The organism is Acidovorax sp. LjRoot117 (assembly GCF_964252695.1).
In the GTDB taxonomy this organism is placed as follows: Bacteria; Pseudomonadota; Gammaproteobacteria; order Burkholderiales; family Burkholderiaceae_C; genus Acidovorax.
Window position 1 is genome coordinate 123,535 of record NZ_CAXUPO020000008.1, and the last position, 17,213, is coordinate 140,747.

13 protein-coding genes are annotated in these 17,213 nt (G+C 69.6%); 8 read left to right on the forward strand and 5 right to left on the reverse strand.

Going from position 1 to position 17,213, the window contains the following annotated elements; all coding sequences use genetic code 11:
- Positions 1-9: 9 nt before the first annotated feature.
- Positions 10-1,965, forward strand: coding sequence for a methyl-accepting chemotaxis protein (locus tag ACSQ3D_RS19580; protein ID WP_436127992.1), 1,956 nt, complete (start codon positions 10-12; stop codon positions 1,963-1,965).
- A gap of 86 nt (positions 1,966-2,051) precedes the next feature.
- On the opposite strand, the gene ACSQ3D_RS19585 is transcribed toward ACSQ3D_RS19580, so the two are convergent.
- Both ACSQ3D_RS19585 and exaC read right to left on the reverse strand, forming a co-directional pair.
- Positions 2,052-2,432, reverse strand: coding sequence for a DUF779 domain-containing protein (locus ACSQ3D_RS19585; RefSeq protein WP_436127993.1), 381 nt, complete (start codon positions 2,430-2,432; stop codon positions 2,052-2,054).
- A gap of 344 nt (positions 2,433-2,776) precedes the next feature.
- Positions 2,777-4,300 (reverse strand): acetaldehyde dehydrogenase ExaC, encoded by a 1,524-nt coding sequence (exaC, locus tag ACSQ3D_RS19590; protein WP_436127994.1) that lies wholly within the window; start codon positions 4,298-4,300, stop codon positions 2,777-2,779.
- Positions 4,301-4,607: 307 nt separating this feature from the next.
- Here exaC and ACSQ3D_RS19595 point away from each other — a divergent pair, with 307 nt between their 5' ends.
- A complete protein-coding gene (locus tag ACSQ3D_RS19595) occupies positions 4,608-6,656 on the forward strand; it encodes a sigma-54-dependent Fis family transcriptional regulator (protein ID WP_436127995.1) in 2,049 nt (682 codons plus the stop codon).
- A gap of 304 nt (positions 6,657-6,960) precedes the next feature.
- Here the strand turns inward: ACSQ3D_RS19595 and ACSQ3D_RS19600 are convergent, their stop codons facing one another.
- Both ACSQ3D_RS19600 and ompR read right to left on the reverse strand, forming a co-directional pair.
- The gene (locus ACSQ3D_RS19600; protein ID WP_436127996.1) at positions 6,961-8,379 is read right to left on the reverse strand and encodes an ATP-binding protein; all 1,419 of its coding nucleotides are present in this window, start codon (positions 8,377-8,379) and stop codon (positions 6,961-6,963) included.
- Positions 8,376-9,122: an osmolarity response regulator transcription factor OmpR gene (gene ompR, locus ACSQ3D_RS19605; RefSeq protein ID WP_436127997.1), complete on the reverse strand. Its 747-nt coding sequence runs from the start codon at positions 9,120-9,122 to the stop codon at positions 8,376-8,378. Before ompR ends, ACSQ3D_RS19600 begins: the two co-directional genes overlap by 4 nt.
- A 139-nt stretch (positions 9,123-9,261) precedes the next feature.
- Here ompR and ACSQ3D_RS19610 point away from each other — a divergent pair, with 139 nt between their 5' ends.
- Positions 9,262-10,242 (forward strand): alpha/beta hydrolase, encoded by a 981-nt coding sequence (locus ACSQ3D_RS19610; protein ID WP_436127998.1) that lies wholly within the window; start codon positions 9,262-9,264, stop codon positions 10,240-10,242.
- A gap of 72 nt (positions 10,243-10,314) precedes the next feature.
- On the opposite strand, the gene uvrA is transcribed toward ACSQ3D_RS19610, so the two are convergent.
- Positions 10,315-13,392 (reverse strand): excinuclease ABC subunit UvrA, encoded by a 3,078-nt coding sequence (gene uvrA / locus ACSQ3D_RS19615; RefSeq protein WP_436127999.1) that lies wholly within the window; start codon positions 13,390-13,392, stop codon positions 10,315-10,317.
- 257 nt (positions 13,393-13,649) lie between these two features.
- Here uvrA and cysC point away from each other — a divergent pair, with 257 nt between their 5' ends.
- From cysC to ACSQ3D_RS19640, 5 genes are all read left to right on the forward strand, one after another.
- A complete protein-coding gene (cysC, locus tag ACSQ3D_RS19620; RefSeq protein WP_436128000.1) occupies positions 13,650-14,333 on the forward strand; it encodes an adenylyl-sulfate kinase in 684 nt (227 codons plus the stop codon).
- Positions 14,330-14,968, forward strand: coding sequence for an aspartyl/asparaginyl beta-hydroxylase domain-containing protein (locus ACSQ3D_RS19625; protein WP_056411051.1), 639 nt, complete (start codon positions 14,330-14,332; stop codon positions 14,966-14,968). The genes cysC and ACSQ3D_RS19625 overlap by 4 nt, the downstream gene beginning before the upstream one ends.
- Complete coding sequence (locus tag ACSQ3D_RS19630) at positions 14,961-16,130, forward strand: sulfotransferase family protein (RefSeq protein ID WP_436128001.1); 1,170 nt, start codon at positions 14,961-14,963, stop codon at positions 16,128-16,130. The genes ACSQ3D_RS19625 and ACSQ3D_RS19630 overlap by 8 nt, the downstream gene beginning before the upstream one ends.
- Positions 16,120-16,620 carry a GNAT family N-acetyltransferase gene (locus ACSQ3D_RS19635; protein ID WP_436128002.1) on the forward strand — a complete coding sequence of 167 codons (501 nt, stop codon included), beginning with the start codon at positions 16,120-16,122 and terminating at the stop codon, positions 16,618-16,620. The genes ACSQ3D_RS19630 and ACSQ3D_RS19635 overlap by 11 nt, the downstream gene beginning before the upstream one ends.
- A gap of 63 nt (positions 16,621-16,683) precedes the next feature.
- Positions 16,684-17,202, forward strand: a complete 519-nt coding sequence (locus ACSQ3D_RS19640; RefSeq protein ID WP_056411040.1) for a phage tail protein — start codon at positions 16,684-16,686, stop codon at positions 17,200-17,202.
- Positions 17,203-17,213 lie beyond the last annotated feature (11 nt).

The window sequence follows — 17,213 nt, forward strand, 5'->3', positions numbered from 1 at the left end:
CGCCCTGCCATGTCACTGCTTCACCGACTGAACCTGCTCGAAAAATTCCTGATCCTCGGAACCCTCGGGCTGATGATGAGCGCGCTGCCCACGTATGTCTATGTGGCCGACGCCCTGCGCGGCATCGGCCACGCCCGGCAGGAGGCTCGCGGCGTGCCGCCTGCGCAGGCCGTCACGCGGCTGGTGCAGGCGGTGCAGGTGCACCGGGGCCTGTCGGCCGGCATGCTGGGCGGCGACGAGTCGCTGGCGGCACGCCGCCCCGCTGCGCGCGAGGCGGTCGAGGCCGCGCTGCGCGACGTGACCGAGCGCTTTGCCAGCGCACAGGTGCCCGCGGCCCAGGCTGCGGCCTGGACGGACGCACAGCAGGCCTGGCGCACGCTGGAGCAGGCGGTGGCCGCGCGCGGCATCGAACTGGCGCAGAGCACGGCACAGCACACGCAGCTCATCGGCTCGCTGCTGCAGCTGAGCGCGTCGCTGGTGCACGCCTACGGCCTGCAGATCGATCCCGAAGCGCCCACGCAGGCGCTCATCCAGTCGTCGCTGATCCAGGCGCCGCTGCTCGGCGAGAAGCTGGGCCTGCTGCGCGCGCAGGGCGCGGGCGCGCTCGGCCGCGGCCAGCTCAGCCCCGAGGCCAAGGGCCAGATGCTGGTGCTGCAGCAGCGCGTGGTCGAGCTGCAGGGCGACACCTTCGGCGGGCTGGAACGCGCGCTGCAAGGCGATGCAGAGCTTCGGCAGGCCCTGGGCAGCGGCACGCAGGACATCCAGGCGCAGATCCAGCAATCGCTGCAGCTGGCCGAGCGCGAGGTGATCAACGCGCCCGAACTCAAGATGGCCTCCAAGGACTACTTCGACGCGCTCACCCGCACCATCGATGCGCTCAACACACTCAACACGCAGTCGCTGGCCAGCCTCGCCCAGGCGCTGCAGGACCGCGTGGCGCGGCTGCAGCAAAGCCTGCTGTGGGTGGCGGTGGCGCTGGCGGTGACGCTGTCGGCCACCTGCGCGATGGCCCTGGTGTTCGTGCGCTCGATGACGCAGCCCCTGAAGCAGGCCGTGGGCCTGGCGCGCGCGGTGGCCCAGGGCGACCTGGGCGGCGCGCCCATCGCCCACGGCACGAACGAAGTGGGCCAGCTGCTGCAGGCGCTGCTGCAGATGCGCACGCAGCTCACCGTGGTGGTGCGCCAGGTGCGCAGCGGCTCCGAAAGCGTGGCCACGGCCAGCGTACAGATCGCGCAGGGCAACACCGACCTGTCGGCCCGCACCGAGAGCCAGGCCAGCGCGCTGGAGGAAACCGCGGCGTCCATGGAGCAGCTGAGCTCCACCGTGCGGCAGAACGCCGACAGCGCCCGCCAGGCCAGCCAGCTGGCCGACAGCGCCAGCACCGTGGCCGCGCAGGGCGGCGAAGTGGTGGCCCAGGTGGTGCACACCATGCAGGGCATCAACGCGTCGTCGCAGAAGATCTCGGACATCATCGGCGTGATCGACTCGATCGCCTTCCAGACCAACATCCTGGCGCTCAACGCCGCGGTGGAAGCAGCGCGAGCAGGCGAGCAGGGCCGCGGCTTTGCCGTGGTGGCCAGCGAAGTGCGCAGCCTGGCCGGCCGCAGTGCCGGGGCCGCCCGCGAGATCAAGGCCCTCATCAGCGCCAGCGTGGAGCGCGTGGAGCACGGCACCGCCCTGGTGGACCGCGCTGGCAGCACGATGAACGAGGTGGTCAGCGCCATCCGCCGCGTGACGGACATCGTGGGCGAGATCAGCACCGCCAGCCACGAACAGTCCCTGGGCGTGGCCCAGGTGGGCGAGGCCGTAACGCAGATGGACCAGGTCACGCAACAGAACGCCGCGCTGGTCGAAGAAATGGCCGCGGCCGCCGGCAGCCTGCAGCTCCAGGCCGAAGACCTGGTGCAGGTGGTGTCGGTGTTCCGCCTGGGGGACGAAGGCAGCGTGCGCCAGCAGGCCGCCTAGCCCACACATCCATCGCTACAAATTCGATAGCTGCTAGCGCTTTACAGACAAGCGGTAGAGGTCGGTTTACCTTAAAATCCGCCCCCTCAACCGCCCGCCACGCCGCGCTCGATGCCCAGCGCAGCCAGCTCCGCATCGCTGAACACCCGAGAGCGCGTATGGAACGCCTTGCCCTCGGGCCCCTCCAGCGAAAACGTCCCGCCCGTGCCCTCGATCACGTCGATGATGAGCTGCGTGTGCTTCCAGGTCTCGTACTGCGCGCGGCCAATGTAGAAAGGGCAGCCGCCGATATCGCCCAGATACACATCGCCCGCGCCCATCGTGATCTCGCCGGGCAGATAGCAGTTGGCCGCACTGTTGTCGCAGCAGCCCCCCGACTGGTGGAACATGAGGTCAGGCCCATGCTTGGCTTGCAGAAAGGCCACCAGCTCCAGCGCGGCGGGGGTGGCGATGACTTTGTCGACCATGGGTGTCTCCAACGTGCGATGCACAAAAGCAAACGCGGCAAGTTGGAACAACGAGCCGGCAGCAGCGCTTGCAGCGGTTCACAAACCGTTCCTGGCTAGGGATCCTCTGCACGGATCGAGCTGCCAAGTGTGCGCTGCGGATCGGGATGGCGTGCAAGGCGCAAGACGCAGCAATAGCCGTAGCTATTGCGAGTATTTGCAACGCCGCAGGCCGCCCGAGACCGCAGATGCACACGGCGCGATGATTCGTGCAGCGGGTCCCTAGGCGTCTTCGTCGCAGACAGTAGCAACGCTACGGCAAGACGGAGCAACGACGCCAGGGACGGTTTTTGGACCGCCACCCCTCAGAAGAACCCGAGCTTGTTTTCGGAGTAGCTCACCAACAGGTTCTTCGTTTGCTGATAGTGGTCCAGCATCATCTTGTGCGTCTCGCGCCCGATGCCCGACTCCTTGTAGCCGCCGAACGCCGCGTGCGCCGGGTACGCGTGGTAGCAGTTGGTCCACACGCGCCCGGCCTTGATTGCGCGGCCCATGCGGTAGGCGACGTTGCCGTTGCGGCTCCACACGCCGGCGCCCAGGCCGTACAGCGTGTCGTTGGCGATCGCCAGGGCCTCGGCCTCGTCCTTGAAGGTGGTCACGGCCAGCACGGGGCCGAAGATTTCCTCCTGGAAGATGCGCATCTTGTTGTGGCCCTTGAACAGCGTGGGCTGCACGTAGTAGCCGCCTTCCAGGTCGCCGCCCAGGTGGGCCTGGCCACCGCCGGCCAGCACCTCGGCGCCTTCTTGCTTGCCCAGGTCCAGGTACGACAGGATCTTGGTGAGCTGCTCCTTGCTGGCTTGCGCGCCCATCATGCTGTCGGTGTCGAGCGGGTTGGCGTGCTGGATGGCGGCCACGCGCTTCAAGACGCGCTCCATGAACTTGTCGTAGATGCTTTCCTGGATCAGCGCACGCGACGGGCAGGTGCAGACCTCGCCCTGGTTGAACGCGAACAGCACCAGGCCTTCGATGGCCTTGTCCAGGAAAGCGTCGTCCTTGTCCATGATGTCGGCGAAGAACACATTGGGGCTCTTGCCGCCCAGCTCCAGCGTGGCGGGGATGAGGTTGTTGGCGGCGGCCTGCGCGATCACGCGGCCGGTGCTGGTGGAGCCGGTGAACGCGATCTTGGCGATGCGCTTGCTGGTGGCCAGCGGCATGCCCGCCTCGCGCCCGTAGCCGTTGACGATGTTGAGCACGCCCGGCGGCAACAGGTCGGCGATCAGCCCGGCCAGGATCAAAATGGAAATCGGCGTGGACTCCGCGGGCTTGAGCACCACGCAGTTGCCCGCGCCGATCGCCGGGGCCAGCTTCCACGCGGCCATCAGGATGGGGAAGTTCCACGGAATGATCTGGCCCACCACGCCCAGCGGCTCCTGGATGTGGTACGCCACGGTGTTCTCGTCGATGTTGGAAAGCGCGCCTTCCTGCGCGCGCACGCAGCCCGCAAAGTAGCGGAAGTGGTCCACGGTGAGGGGGATGTCGGCGTTCAGCGTCTCGCGGATGGCCTTGCCGTTGTCCACGGTTTCGGCATAGGCCAGCAGCTCCAGGTTCTGCTCGATGCGGTCGGCGATTTTGAGCAGGATGTTGCTGCGCGTGGCGGCGTCCGTCTTGCCCCAGGCATCGGCAGCGGCATGGGCGGCGTCCAGCGCCAGCTCGATGTCTTCAGCGGTGGAGCGCGCGGCCTGGGTGTAGACCTTGCCGTTCACCGGCGAGATCACGTCGAAGTACTGGCCCTTGACCGGGGCCACGAACTGGCCGCCGATGAAGTTGTCGTACCGGGCTTGGTAGGCGATCTTGGCGCCGGCGGTGCCGGGGGCTGCGTATACGGTCATGTGCGTTGTCTCCAGGGATGTTGTGTGAGGCATCGGCCGGCCGCGCGGGCCGCTCCGATGCACTCCCCTACTCAAGACGCATGCCAGCGCCTGGCACGCGGCGGGCCGTTGATTTCATGGAGATTTTTCTGTCGGAGCACTGTCCGGACCGTCACACCGTGCCCGCCCGCCGTGTTCCGCAACGCCACACCTGTCACGAAATGGAACACCCGCACCGCGCGGCAGGCCCGCGCCCTTGCCCCGGCCCGGTGGGGGCGCCATACTGGCCGCAGCGGGTGCACCAGACGCCTGCACAGGAGACCAGCGCGTGCGTTCTTCCGCCACCACCCCGCCCCTTGTCGCCTTGCGACAGGCCCGCCAGCACCTGCTGGAGTTCGGCCAGTGCCCCAGCGGCCTGCTGGACGAGCGCCTGGCCCGCTCATGGGGCCGCAGCATGGCCGCTGGCCTCGCGCCCACCGGGCGCGCCCCGCGCGTGGAGCACGCCAGTGGCGGCACGCTGCGCCATGCGCTGGCCAGCAACCCCGAGCTGCTGGCGCATTCACGGCCAGTGATGGAATACCTCTTCGAGCAGGTGCGCCACAGCCAGAGCGTGGTGGTGCTGGCCGACCGCCGCGGCATGCTGATGCACACGCTGGGCGACCCGGGCTTCGTGGGCAAGGCCGAGCGCGTGGCGCTGACGAGCGGCGCGTCGTGGCACGAAGCGCACCGGGGCACCAACGCCATCGGCACCGCGCTGGCCGAATGCACGGCCGTGGAGGTGCACGGCGGCGAGCACTTTCTGGAGCGCAACAGCTTTCTCACCTGCGCGGCCTCGCCCATCCTGTCGGCCACCGGCGAGCTGCTGGGCATTCTCGACATCTCGGGCGACTACCGCCAGGGGCACGCGCACACGCTGGGCCTGGTCAGCACCGCGGCCCGCATGATCGAAAACCGCCTGCTGGCCGCCGCCTGCAAGCGCAACATCCGCCTGCACCTGCACCGCGACCCCGAAGGCATCGGCAGCGTGGCCGAAGGCATCGTGGCCGTGTCGGGCGACGGCTGGATCGTGGGCGCTAACCGCGCAGCCCTGGCCCAGCTGGGGCTGTGCGCCAGCGATGTCGGCGCGACCGAGCTCGAGCGCGTGGTGGACGCGCGGCTGGACGACCTGCTGTCGCACCACCAGCGCCGCCCGCAGCAGCCGCAGGCCGTGCGCCTGCCCGGCGGTGCCCTGCTGTTCGCGCAGGTGCAGAGGGACCCCGCAGCGTGGCCGGGCACCACGCTGGCGTCGGCCCGCGGCGCAGTCGCAGCCCCCGAGGCGGCGGCACCGGTACAGGCCGTGGATGCCCTGGCGCAGCTGGACACGGGCGATGCCCGCTGGCGCAGCGCCGCCGACAAGGCGCGCCGCGTGGTGGGCAAGCCGATCCCGGTGCTGATCCAGGGCGAGTCGGGCGTGGGCAAGGAAGTGTTCGCCCGCGCGCTGCACGCCAGCGGGCCGCGGCGCGACGGCCCTTTCGTGGCCATCAACTGCGGCGCCATCCCCGAGAACCTCATCGAGGCCGAGCTGTTCGGCTATGTGGGCGGCGCCTTCACCGGCGCGCGCAAGGAGGGCAGCGCGGGCCGGCTGCGCGAGGCCCACGGCGGCACGCTGTTCCTCGATGAAATCGGCGACATGCCCCTGGCCATGCAAACCCGCCTGCTGCGCGTGCTGCAGGAGCGCAGCGTGACGCCGGTGGGCGCGGGCAAGTCCTTTGCGGTGGACTTTGCGCTGGTGAGCGCCACGCACAGCCAGCTGATGCAGGCCGCCGAGCAAGGGCGCTTTCGGCAAGACCTGTACTACCGCATCAACGGCCTGACGGTGCAGCTGCCCGCGCTGCGCGAGCGCACCGACTTCCTGGCGCTGACGCAGCAGCTGCTGAGCTCGCTGGCCACACCGACCACAGGACCCAGCCCCTGCCCCGGCCGGCCGCGCAGCCTGCAGCTGGCCCCCGACCTGCTGGCCCGCCTGGCGCGCTACCCCTGGCCCGGCAACCTGCGCCAGTACGCCAGCGTGCTGCGCACCGCCTGCGCCATGCTCGACGACGGCGAAGACACGCTGCGCTGGGACCATCTGCCGGACGACCTGGCGCAGGCGCTGGCGGCGCAGGAACAGAAAGAGGAACACGCACACGCAGGCAGCGGGCCCACGGCCTGGCCCACCGGCCCGGCCACCGCAGACGACGACGGGCCCCCGCCCGCGCCACTCAACCTGCAGCAGCTGTCCCACACCGCCATCGACCAAGCCCTGCAGTCCACCCGCGGCAACATGTCCGAGGCCGCGCGCCGCCTGGGCATCAGCCGCCAGACGCTGTACCGCAAGCTCAAGAAGACGCCGGGGTGAGCGGGCAGCGGGGCTTGCGGAAGCAGCGGCACCGGTGACCTGCACGGTAGCGCGACGACGGCCAGCGGGCGCGTGGTGCGGCGGGCCGGGGCGTACGCTGGCACGCATGGCACGCATGGCACGCATGGCACGCATGGCACGCATGGCACGCATGGCACGCATGGCAAATGCTATTGAATTAATAGCTGCTAGCGATTATCCAACAAGCGGTAGCAGCCATTTTGGCTGTGATTCTCCCCATGAGAAGTGAAGGAACAGGGCACGGGATGCCCCGCCTGCCAGCCCACGCACTCCCCGCTCCGTTTCACGCCAGCGGCAGCACGATCCGCGCGCACAGCCCTGCGCCCGGTGCGGTGCGCAGCTCCAGCCGGCCGCCATGGCTGCGCGCCACCCGGTCCACGATGGCCAGGCCCAGCCCCGCCCCCGGTGCGCCCGACCGCGCCGCGCCACCGCCGCGCGCGAAGGGCTCGCGCATGCGCTCCAGTGCCTCGGGCGCGATGCCCGGGCCCTGGTCGGCCACCTCGATCCAGGCCGTGGCGCCCGCCGTGCCGGTGCGCACCACCACCGGCGCCGCGCCGTGGCGCCACGCGTTTTCCACCAGGTTGTCCAGCGCACGGCGCAGGGCCTGCGGGCGCACGGGCACATCGGGCAAATGCGCGGGCGGGGCCAGCTCCAGCCGCAGGCTGCGGCCATGGTCTGCCTGCGCCTCGGCCACGGCCCGGGCCAGGTCGTTGAGCGATGCCATGGCGGCGGCCTCGGCCTCGCCCACCCGCGCAAAGTCCAGGAACTGGCCGACGATGCCGTCCATCTCGTCGATGCTGCGCGCCATGCTGGCCGCAAGCGGCGCATCCAGGCCGGGGCCTGCGATCTCTACCCCCAGCCGCAGCTTGGTCAGTGGCGTGCGCAGGTCGTGCGACACGCCCGCCAGCATCAGCGCGCGCTCGTGGTCGGCCGCGGCCAGGCTCTGCGCCATCTGGTTGAAGCTGCGCGCCACGGTGGCGATCTCGTCGGGCCCGTCCTCGGGCAGGGCGGCAGGGGCCTGGCCCTGCGCCAGCTGCTGCGCCGCCCCCACCACCTGGCCCAGCGGGCGGTTGATGTGCCGCTGCAGCCACCAGGCCCCCCACAACGCCAGCAGCACGCTGATCAGCGTGGCCAGCAGCCAGGCCCCCGTGAACTCGCGGGTGGGGAACACGCTGGGCAGGTGCAGCCAGTAGGCTGTGCCGTCGTGCACCACCCGCAGCGACAGCACGCCCGTGCTGTCGCGCCGCCACACGGCCTCGCCGCCCGGCGCGGTGCCGCCGCCCTCCAGCCGCCGCGCCACGGCCTGCACGAACTGCCGCTCCAGCGGCGACAGCAGGGCGCGCCGGGGCTGAGACGTCGGCACCGCCTGGGCTGCCTGCGCTGCCTTGAGGTTGAAGGCTTCGACAAACGCGGCACGCTGGCCTGCGGGCAGGGCCTGCAGCCCGGCGCTCAGCGCCGCCACATTGCGCGCCACGCCATCGGCCACCTGCGCCACCCGGGGCTGCAGGATCATCTGCCGCACCAGCACCACCGCCACCAGTTGCCCCAGCACCACCAGCGCGGCAATCAGGAGCAGGTTGCGCCCCAGCAGGCTGCGCGGCCACGGGCTGCGGCGGCGGGCGGGCGCTGCTGAGGGCGCTGCGGGCGGGGCCGGAATATGCGCGGCCGGGATGTGCGCGGCCGGGATGTGCGGCGCCGTCATGGCGTGGTGCCCGCACCCTGCGGCGCAGCCCCGTCGGGCACGAACACATAGCCCACGCCCCACACCGTGCGGATGTGGCGCGGCTGCGCGGGGTCGGCCTCGATGAGCTTGCGCAGGCGCATCACCTGCACGTCGATGCTGCGGTCGGTGGCCGCGTGGTCGGGGCCGTAGGCCAGCGCGATGAGCCGGTCGCGCCCCAGCGGCCGGTGCGGCTGCCGGGCCAGGGCCTGCAGCAGCGCGAACTCGCCCGTGGTCAGGGGCACGTCGGCGCCCTCGCGCGTGAGCCGGCGCTCGTCCAGCCACAGCGTGAACCCACCGAACGCGATCTGCCCGCCCGCCTGGCGCGGCCCGGCGTGGGCCCCCAGCAGGCGCTGGCGCCGCACCATGGCCTGGATGCGCGCCAGCAGCTCGCGCGGGTTGAAGGGCTTGGGCAGGTAGTCGTCGGCGCCCATCTCCAGCCCGACGATGCGGTCCACCGGGTCGCCCCGCGCGGTGAGCATCAGGATGGGAATGGTCTCGCCCTGCGCGCGCAGGCGCCGGCAGATGGCCAGTCCGTCCTCGCCCGGCATCATCACGTCGAGCACCAGCACATCGAAGCGCTCGCGCGCCAGCAGCACGTTGAGCGGGCCCGCGCCGTCCACCGTGCGCACGGTATAGCCCTGGTCGCCGAGGTAGCGCTGCAGCAGGGCCCGCAGGTCGGGCTCGTCATCGGCCACGAGGATCTTGGCGCGTGCATCGTTCATGCGCGGATCATGACAGGCGGTGACGGCCTGTGGCGGCGATGTCATACCTTGTCATCACTTGGCACGGTGGCGCAACCCGCAGCCTGGCCGGGAGCCGCACCATGCAGGCATCCCTTCTTCTTCTTCGGAGTTGTCCACCATGTCTGCCGCCACCTTCTTCCGCTCTGCCCCAGCCCTGCTGTGTGCGCTGGCCTGCGCCGCCCTGCTGGCCCATGCCCCGGTGCATGCCCAGGCCTCCGACGCGCCCGCCACGCCCGGCGACCGCCTGCGTGCCCGGCTGCTGGAGCGCGCGCTGCAGAATCCGGCGCCACTGCCCGCCGGCGTGCAGAAGCTGCCCGACCTGCCCTACGGCAGCGACGCGCGCCAGCGCATGGACGTGTACCTGCCGCCCGCGGACGCGCGCCCGGCCGGCCTGCGCGCACCGGTGATCTTCATGGTGCACGGCGGCGCCTGGCGCACCGGCGACAAGGCGATGCCGAAGGTCGTGGAGAACAAGGTGGCGCGCTGGTTGGCGCGTGGCTTCGTGTTCGTCTCCATCAACTACCGCATGCTGCCCGACACCCCCGTCGCGCAGCAGGCCTACGACGTGGCCCAGGCGCTGGCCGCAGCCCAGCAGCGCGCGCCCGGATGGGGCGCCGACCCCGGCCGCTTCATCCTGATGGGCCACTCGGCGGGCGCCCACCTGGTGTCGCTGATCAACGCGCAGCCCGCGTTCGCGCAGCGCCAGGGCGCCTGGCCCTGGCTGGGCACGGTGTCGCTGGACAGCGCGGTGCTGAACGTGCCGCGCCTCATGGCCGCGCCGCATGCCCGCCTGTACGACGAGGCCTTCGGCACGAACCCGTCCACCTGGACGCTGCTGTCGCCATTCCACCAGCTCGTGGCCGGCGCTCCGCCCTACCAGCTCGTGTGCTCCACCGAGCGCCCCGACCAGCCCTGCCTGCAGGCCGAGGCCATGGCGCGCCAGGCCGCCACCCTGGGCGTGCGCGCCGAGGTCCTGCCCGAGCCGCTCGAACACGGCGAGATCAACGGCGAGCTGGGCCTGGACAGCGGCTACACCCGCGCGGTGGACGCCTTCATGGCCTCGCTGGACCCGCTGGTGGCGCGCTTGTTGGCGCGATGAGGTACGCAGGCGATTGCTACTGATTCGATAGCTGCTTGCGCCTGCTGGTCGAGCGCCGCCGGCACAAATCCGTCACGACAAACTGGACGCGGACTTCGCAGATTTCGCGGACTTCAGGTAAGGCGCCAGGTACTGCCCCGTGTGGCTCGCCGGGTTGGCCGCCAGGTCCTCGGGCGTGCCCACGCCCACCACGGTGCCGCCGCCGGCCCCGCCCTCCGGACCCATGTCGATGAGCCAGTCGGCGGTCTTGATGACGTCGAGGTTGTGCTCGATGATCACGATGGTGTTGCCCGCATCGCGCAGCTGGTGCAGCACCTTGAGCAGCAGGTCGATGTCCGCAAAGTGCAGGCCGGTGGTAGGCTCGTCCAGGATGTAGAGCGTGCGGCCCGTGTCGCGTTTGCTGAGCTCCTGCGCCAGCTTCACGCGCTGCGCTTCGCCGCCCGACAGCGTGGTGGCCGCCTGGCCCAGGCGGATGTACGACAGGCCCACATCCAGCAGCGTCTGCAGCTTGCGCACGATGGTCGGCACGTCCTTGAAGAAGGCGGCGGCGTCTTCCACCGTCAGCTCCAGGATCTGCGCGATGTTCTTGCCCTTCCACAGCACTTCCAGCGTCTCGCGGTTGTAGCGCTGGCCGTGGCAGATGTCGCAGGGCACGTACACGTCGGGCAGAAAGTGCATCTCCACCTTCACCACGCCGTCGCCCTGGCAGGCCTCGCAGCGGCCCCCGGCCACGTTGAAGCTGAAGCGCCCGGGGCCGTAGCCACGCTCCTTGGCGGTGTTGACCTCGGCCATCAGCTCGCGGATGGGGGTGAACAGGCCGGTGTAGGTGGCCGGGTTGCTGCGCGGCGTGCGGCCGATGGGGCTCTGGTCGACGTTGATCACCTTGTCGAAATACTCGATGCCCACAATTTCGTCGTGCGCGGCGGGCTCTTCATGCGCGCGGTACAGCTGGCGGGCCACGGCGGCGTACAGCGTGTCGTTGACCAGCGTGCTCTTGCCCGAGCCCGACACGCCCGTCACGCAGGTGAGCAGCCCCACCGGAAAGTCCACCGTCACGTTCTTGAGGTTGTTGCCCGTGGCGCCTGCCACGCGCAGCGCCTGCAGGGCGCCCTGGCGCGCGTGGTGCTCGGCCATGCGCTCGGCGCGGCGTTTGCTGGCTTCGGTCTGCGGAAAGCGCGACTTGGCCTTGGCCTCCACCACGGGCGCAGCCTGTTGCTCGAGCACCGGCAGCCAGGGCGTGCGGCGCGGGGGCACGGCAATCGAGCGCACGCCCGACAGGTACTGGCCGGTGAGCGACTGCGTGTTGCCACGCACTTCGTCGTACGTGCCCTGTGCCATCACGCGCCCACCGTGCACGCCCGCGCCGGGGCCCATGTCGATCACGTGGTCGGCGGCGCGCATCATGTCTTCGTCGTGCTCGACCACGATCACGCTGTTGCCGATGTCGCGCAGGTGTTTGAGCGTGGCGATCAGGCGGTCGTTGTCGCGCTGGTGCAGGCCGATGCTGGGCTCGTCCAGCACGTACATCACGCCGGTGAGGCCCGAGCCGATCTGGGACGCGAGGCGGATGCGCTGCGCCTCGCCGCCGGAGAGGGTCTCGGCGCTGCGGTCCAGACTCAGGTAGCTCAGCCCCACGTCGTTCAGGAACTGCAGGCGCGTGGCGATCTCGCGCACCACCTTGTCGGCGATCTCGGCCTTGGCGCCAGTGAGCTTGAGGTCGTTGAACCAGGCATGGGCGGTGTTCAGCGTGGCGTGGCTCACTTCAAAGATGGCGCGGGCCTGCTCGCCCTCGCCCAGCCGCACGTGGCGGGCTTCGCGGCGCAGGCGGGTGCCGTGGCATTCGGGGCAGGGCTGGGTGCTGCGAAAGCGCGCCAGGTCTTCGCGCACCACCACCGAATCGGTCTCGCGGTAGCGCCGCGCCATGTTGGGGATGATGCCTTCGAACGGGTGCTTCTTGGCATACACCTTGCCCTTGGAGGCGCCGCTGTCCATGATGTAGCTGAAGGCGATTTCTTCGTCGCCCGAGCCGTGCAGGATGGCGTTCTGCACCGGCGCGGGCAGCGACTCGAACGGCGCCTCGATGTTGAACGCGTAGTGCTTGGCCAGGCTCTCGAGCATCGCAAAGTAGTAGCCGTTGCGCCGGTCCCAGCCCTTGATGGCGCCGCTGGCCAGGCTCAGCGTGGGGAAGGCCACCACACGCGCCGGGTCGAACACGTCGCGCTGGCCGATGCCGTCGCACGCAGGGCACGCGCCCATGGGCGAGTTGAACGAGAACAGGCGCGGCTCCAGCTCCGGCAGCGAGTAGCTGCACACGGGGCAGGCGAACTTGCTGCTGAACAGGTGCTCCTGCCCCGTGTCCATCTCCAGCGCCAGCACGCGGCCGTTGCCCTCGTGCCCGCCCACGCGCAACACCGACTCGATGCTCTCGGCCAGGCGCTGCTGCAGGTCGGCCCGCACCTTGATGCGGTCGATCACCACGTCGATGTTGTGCTTCTCGGTTTTCTTGAGCGCAGGCAGGTTCTCGTGTTCGTAGATCTGGCCGTCGACCCGAAAGCGCACGTAGCCCAGCGCCTGCATCTGCGCGAACAGCTCGGTGAACTCGCCTTTCTTCTCGCGCGCCACGGGCGCGAGCAGCATGAGCTTGGTGTCTTCCGGCAGGGCCAGCACGGCATCCACCATCTGGCTCACGGTCTGCGCGGCCAGCGGCAGGCCGTGGTCGGGGCAGTAGGGCGTGCCGGCGCGGGCATAGAGCAGCCGCAGGTAGTCGTGGATCTCGGTCACCGTGCCCACGGTGGAGCGCGGGTTGTGGCTGGTGGCCTTCTGCTCGATGCTGATGGCGGGCGACAGGCCCTCGATGAGGTCGACATCGGGCTTGTCCAGCCGCCCGAGGAACTGCCGCGCATAGGCCGACAAACTCTCCACATAGCGCCGCTGGCCTTCGGCATAGAGCGTGTCGAACGCCAGGCTCGACTTGCCCGACCCCGACAGCCCCGTGATCACCACCAGCTGGTTGCGGGGGATGTCGAGGTCGATGTTCTTGAGGTTGTGCGTGCGCGCGCCGCGGATGCTGATGCGCTGCTCGCGCAGGGCGCGGGCGAGGTACGTGCCGTCATCAGGTGTGGCGGGTGACGGGGCGGTGTGGTCGGTCACGGGTGGGGCCTGGTGCAGGAAAACCGACCATGATAGGTCACGGCCCTCCTGCGTGCCATGGACTCGCGGGATTGACATGGACGGGGCCTCTAACCGCACCGTTGTTTGACAGCACAGGGGTCCGTCGGTGCACGTGTCGCACAAGAAAAATAACACCTGTCATTTTTTTTCTTGTGTGTGCAAGTGGATTCGCACATATTCACGCACACACCCCCTGCGCCCTTGTTTGCAACGCTCGCAATGCCTGTTACGTTCTCATGCCACCCCAAGATCTCCACCGTCAATCCGCAGTAACCCCTCAGACCTTCAGCGTGCTGCGTGAAGACCGGGAGCAACTGGCCGGGCATGGCGGGCGGGTGGTCTGGTTCACCGGGCTGTCCGGTGCGGGCAAATCCACGCTGGCGAACGCCTTGGAAGTGGAGCTTCACCGGGGCCTGAGGCGCACCTATGTGCTCGACGGCGACAACGTGCGGCGCGGCCTGTGCAAGGATCTGGGGTTCTCGGACGCGGACCGCGTGGAGAACGTTCGCCGCGTGGCCGAGGTGGCGCGGCTCTTCGTCGATGCGGGCGTGCTGGTGCTGGTGGCTTTCATCTCCCCCTTCCGCGCGGAGCGCCAAGCGGCCAGGGACCTGTTCGCACCCGGCGACTTCCTGGAGGTCTTCGTGGATGTACCGCTCGCAGTGGCCGAGCAGCGCGACACCAAGGGCCTGTACCAGAAGGCACGCAGCGGCGCCCTGTCACACCTGACGGGCATCGACTCACCCTACGAGCCCCCGCTCGCACCCGACCTTGCACTGCGCACGGACCAGCTTTCCATCGATGCCTGCGTGGGCCGGATGCTGGCCTTGCTGGAGCCTTCACAAGACACGATGCCCACCATCGTACAGCGCGTAGTCCAAGCCCATCTCCCGCGTGAAGCCGATCACGTGCCGCTGCCATGAGCATGCCCATGGCCCTTGCGGCCGCGCCCGCCGAGGCGCAGGGAGTGCGCGGGCCGCTGTTCTCGCGCCTGCGCATACCCGTGCCCATCACCGCGCTGCAGGATGAAGTCTCGCAGCTGATGGCACGCAGCTGGCTGCCCCACGTCAACCGGGGTGACTACGACGGCGCATGGGACGTGTTGCCGCTGCGCTGCCAGAGCCAGCATGTCGCGGCGCACCCCATCCTGCAGGGCTTTGCCCTGAACGACGGAGCCCGCGATTGGAACGACCTGCCGGTACTGCAGGATTGCCCTGCCATCCGGCAACTGATGGCCCGGCTGGAGTGCCCGCTGAAGTCCGCGCGGCTGATGCGGCTGCATGCGGGCGCCAGCATCAAGCCCCACCGGGACCATGGCCTGCACCTGGGCTGCGGCGAGGCGCGCCTGCATGTGCCGGTCTGGACCCATCCTGGTGTGCATTTCCTCGTCGCAGGCCAGGAAGTGCCCATGCGCGAAGGCGAGTTCTGGTACTTCAACGCCGACGAGGAGCACGCGGTGGTGAATCGCAGCCGGGCGGCACGCACGCACCTGGTCATGGACTGCGTGGCCAACCCGTGGCTGGTGCGCCGCATCCAGGAAGGTGCGTTCGGTGCTTGACCTGCGGCACGCCTACCACACGCTGCTCGGCTCGCCGCAGCAGCTGGCGCTGTGCCGGCAAGCCCGGTCCGTGGTGGACCTGCTGGCTGCGCTGCGGGGCCTCTGGGGTGCAGGCGGCCACAGCGACGCGGACATCCTGCAGGCCCTCGACGCGTTGAACCGCGACAACCTGCCCGACGAGGTGGCTGCCGGCATGGCTGGGATCTGGCTGCCCCGCAGCTACCACGCTCGCGGCCAGCACCTGCACTGGTGCCTGCCCGATGGCGCACCCACCGAACCCTTCCACGACGAGTACCTGAGCCGCTGCTGGCAAAGCACCACGCTGAACCAGCTGATCACGCCCCGGACCTCCTTGCGCGCCCTGGCGGCCTGCGCCCGGCGGGTGCCCCGGGCCCGGCCCGCGGGGTTCATCCTTCACCTGTCGCGCTGCGGCTCCACGCTGCTGTCCGGCTGCCTGTCGGAGCTGGACGAAGCGGCAGTCTTCTCCGAGTCCCCGGTGCTCACCGAGGTGCTGGTCGACCCAGCGCTGAGTCCTGAAGAGAAGCGCGCTGGCGTCGAATGCCTGATCGATGTGAAGGCCAGCCTTTTTCCAGGCCGCCGGGTGGTCATCAAGTGGAATGCGTGGGACATCTTCCATGCACGGATGCTGCGCAGTGCGTACCCCGCCGTCCCCATCGTGGCGCTGGTGCGCGATCCTGTGGAAATCCTCGCGTCCCACCACGCGCAGGCGGGCCGGCACATGTCGGGGGACCCCTCGCTCGCCGGCGTGGCGCCGGTGTTCATGGTGTCCGCAAATGCCTCGGTGCTGGAGCACCGCATCCGCGTGCTCCACGGCCTGATGGAGAGCATGCTGGCGCTCCCTGCAGAGCCACACACCACCTGCATCGACTACCGCCAGCTGAACGGCAACACCGTGCGCCAGGTCGCCGGGATGTTCGGCCTGCGCTGCGATGCTCAAGGCCAGCAGCGGATCGCCCAGCGCATGCAGCGCAACGCCAAGCTTCCGGATATCCGCTTCCAGCCGGATGGCAGCGCCAAGGCCGCGGTGTTCGATGCCGCCGAGTCCCGGGCCATTGCGCAGCGGCTGTCTTCGCTGCACCGGGCGCTGGTGTCCCCGGCGGAGCAGGCAGCGCCCGAACCCGAGGTGGCAAATGCTGGCTGATACGCAGTCCCCACTGCTCTTGCACACGCGCCCGGGCGGCGCGCAGGATGCGCCGTTCCTGCGCGCGCTTTTCGATTCGCACTGCGCACACCTGCATGCACTGGGCCTTCCGCCGGCCGCGCTGCAAGCGCTGGTGGACCAGCAGTACGCCTTCCGGCAGGCAGACTACGGACGCCGCTTTCCGCAGGCCCGCACACTGATCGCGCTGGCCGGCCACGAACCCATCGGCGCCCTGGTGCTCGACGATGACGACGACACGCTGCACATCGTGGACCTCGCGGTGGCGCCGCACTCGCGCGGCTGCGGCCATGGGCGCACGCTGGTCCGGCAGGTGCAGGCCCAGGCGCGCGAGATGGGTCGTCAAGCTGTCACATTGTCCGTGGACCCTCTGAATCAACCCGCCCTTCGCCTGTACCTGGCGCTGGGGTTCGAAGCCACCGAGCAGCAACCGGTTCAATGGCGGATGCTGTGGCGCCCTCTCCCCTCGTGAAGCGCATGAAGACCCACGCGCGAAACCCTCGTTCATTTCCACCATAACGAAAGGCTGAGCCCCATGGCAACCCCTTACCTCGGAGAAATCCGCCTCCTGCCCTACGAATGGCCGCCCAAGGGCTGGATGCTGTGCCAAGGGCAGACGCTGGCCATCAGCACCAACCAGGCCCTGTTCACCTTGCTGGGCGTCACCTACGGCGGCAACGGCACGACCAACTTCCAGCTTCCGGACCTGCGCGGACGGTCTGTGCGGCATGCCGCGCAGGCTACTCCGTACGGCAGCCTGGGAGGCTCGGAGACAGTGAGTCTGGTAGCGAGTGAGATGCCCGCGCACATCCACGCCGTGATGGCGTCCGCAGGCAATGCCAACAGCGCCGAATTCACCGGCGCCCTGGTCGGCTCGGCTGTCGCAGGGGGCAATCCCGTGAACCTGTATGCAGATGCCTCGAGCCCCGTGCAGGCGCTGGCGCCTGGCTGCGTCAGCACGGAAGGCGCAGGCCAGCCGCACGATAACTGCCAGCCGTCCCTGGTGCTGAACTACTGCATCGCGGTGACCGGTGTCTTCCCTTCCCGCAATTGAACGACTGACTG

Coding starts and splice junctions, on each gene's coding strand:
- ACSQ3D_RS19580 (WP_436127992.1), top strand. CDS start 10: ATGTCACTGCTTCACCGACTGAACCTGCTCGAAAAATTCCTGATCCTC.
- ACSQ3D_RS19585 (WP_436127993.1), bottom strand. CDS start 2,432: ATGGTCGACAAAGTCATCGCCACCCCCGCCGCGCTGGAGCTGGTGGCC.
- exaC (WP_436127994.1), bottom strand. CDS start 4,300: ATGACCGTATACGCAGCCCCCGGCACCGCCGGCGCCAAGATCGCCTAC.
- ACSQ3D_RS19600 (WP_436127996.1), bottom strand. CDS start 8,379: ATGACGGCGCCGCACATCCCGGCCGCGCACATCCCGGCCGCGCATATT.
- ompR (WP_436127997.1), bottom strand. CDS start 9,122: ATGAACGATGCACGCGCCAAGATCCTCGTGGCCGATGACGAGCCCGAC.
- ACSQ3D_RS19610 (WP_436127998.1), top strand. CDS start 9,262: ATGTCTGCCGCCACCTTCTTCCGCTCTGCCCCAGCCCTGCTGTGTGCG.
- cysC (WP_436128000.1), top strand. CDS start 13,650: ATGCCACCCCAAGATCTCCACCGTCAATCCGCAGTAACCCCTCAGACC.
- ACSQ3D_RS19625 (WP_056411051.1), top strand. CDS start 14,330: ATGAGCATGCCCATGGCCCTTGCGGCCGCGCCCGCCGAGGCGCAGGGA.
- ACSQ3D_RS19635 (WP_436128002.1), top strand. CDS start 16,120: ATGCTGGCTGATACGCAGTCCCCACTGCTCTTGCACACGCGCCCGGGC.
- ACSQ3D_RS19640 (WP_056411040.1), top strand. CDS start 16,684: ATGGCAACCCCTTACCTCGGAGAAATCCGCCTCCTGCCCTACGAATGG.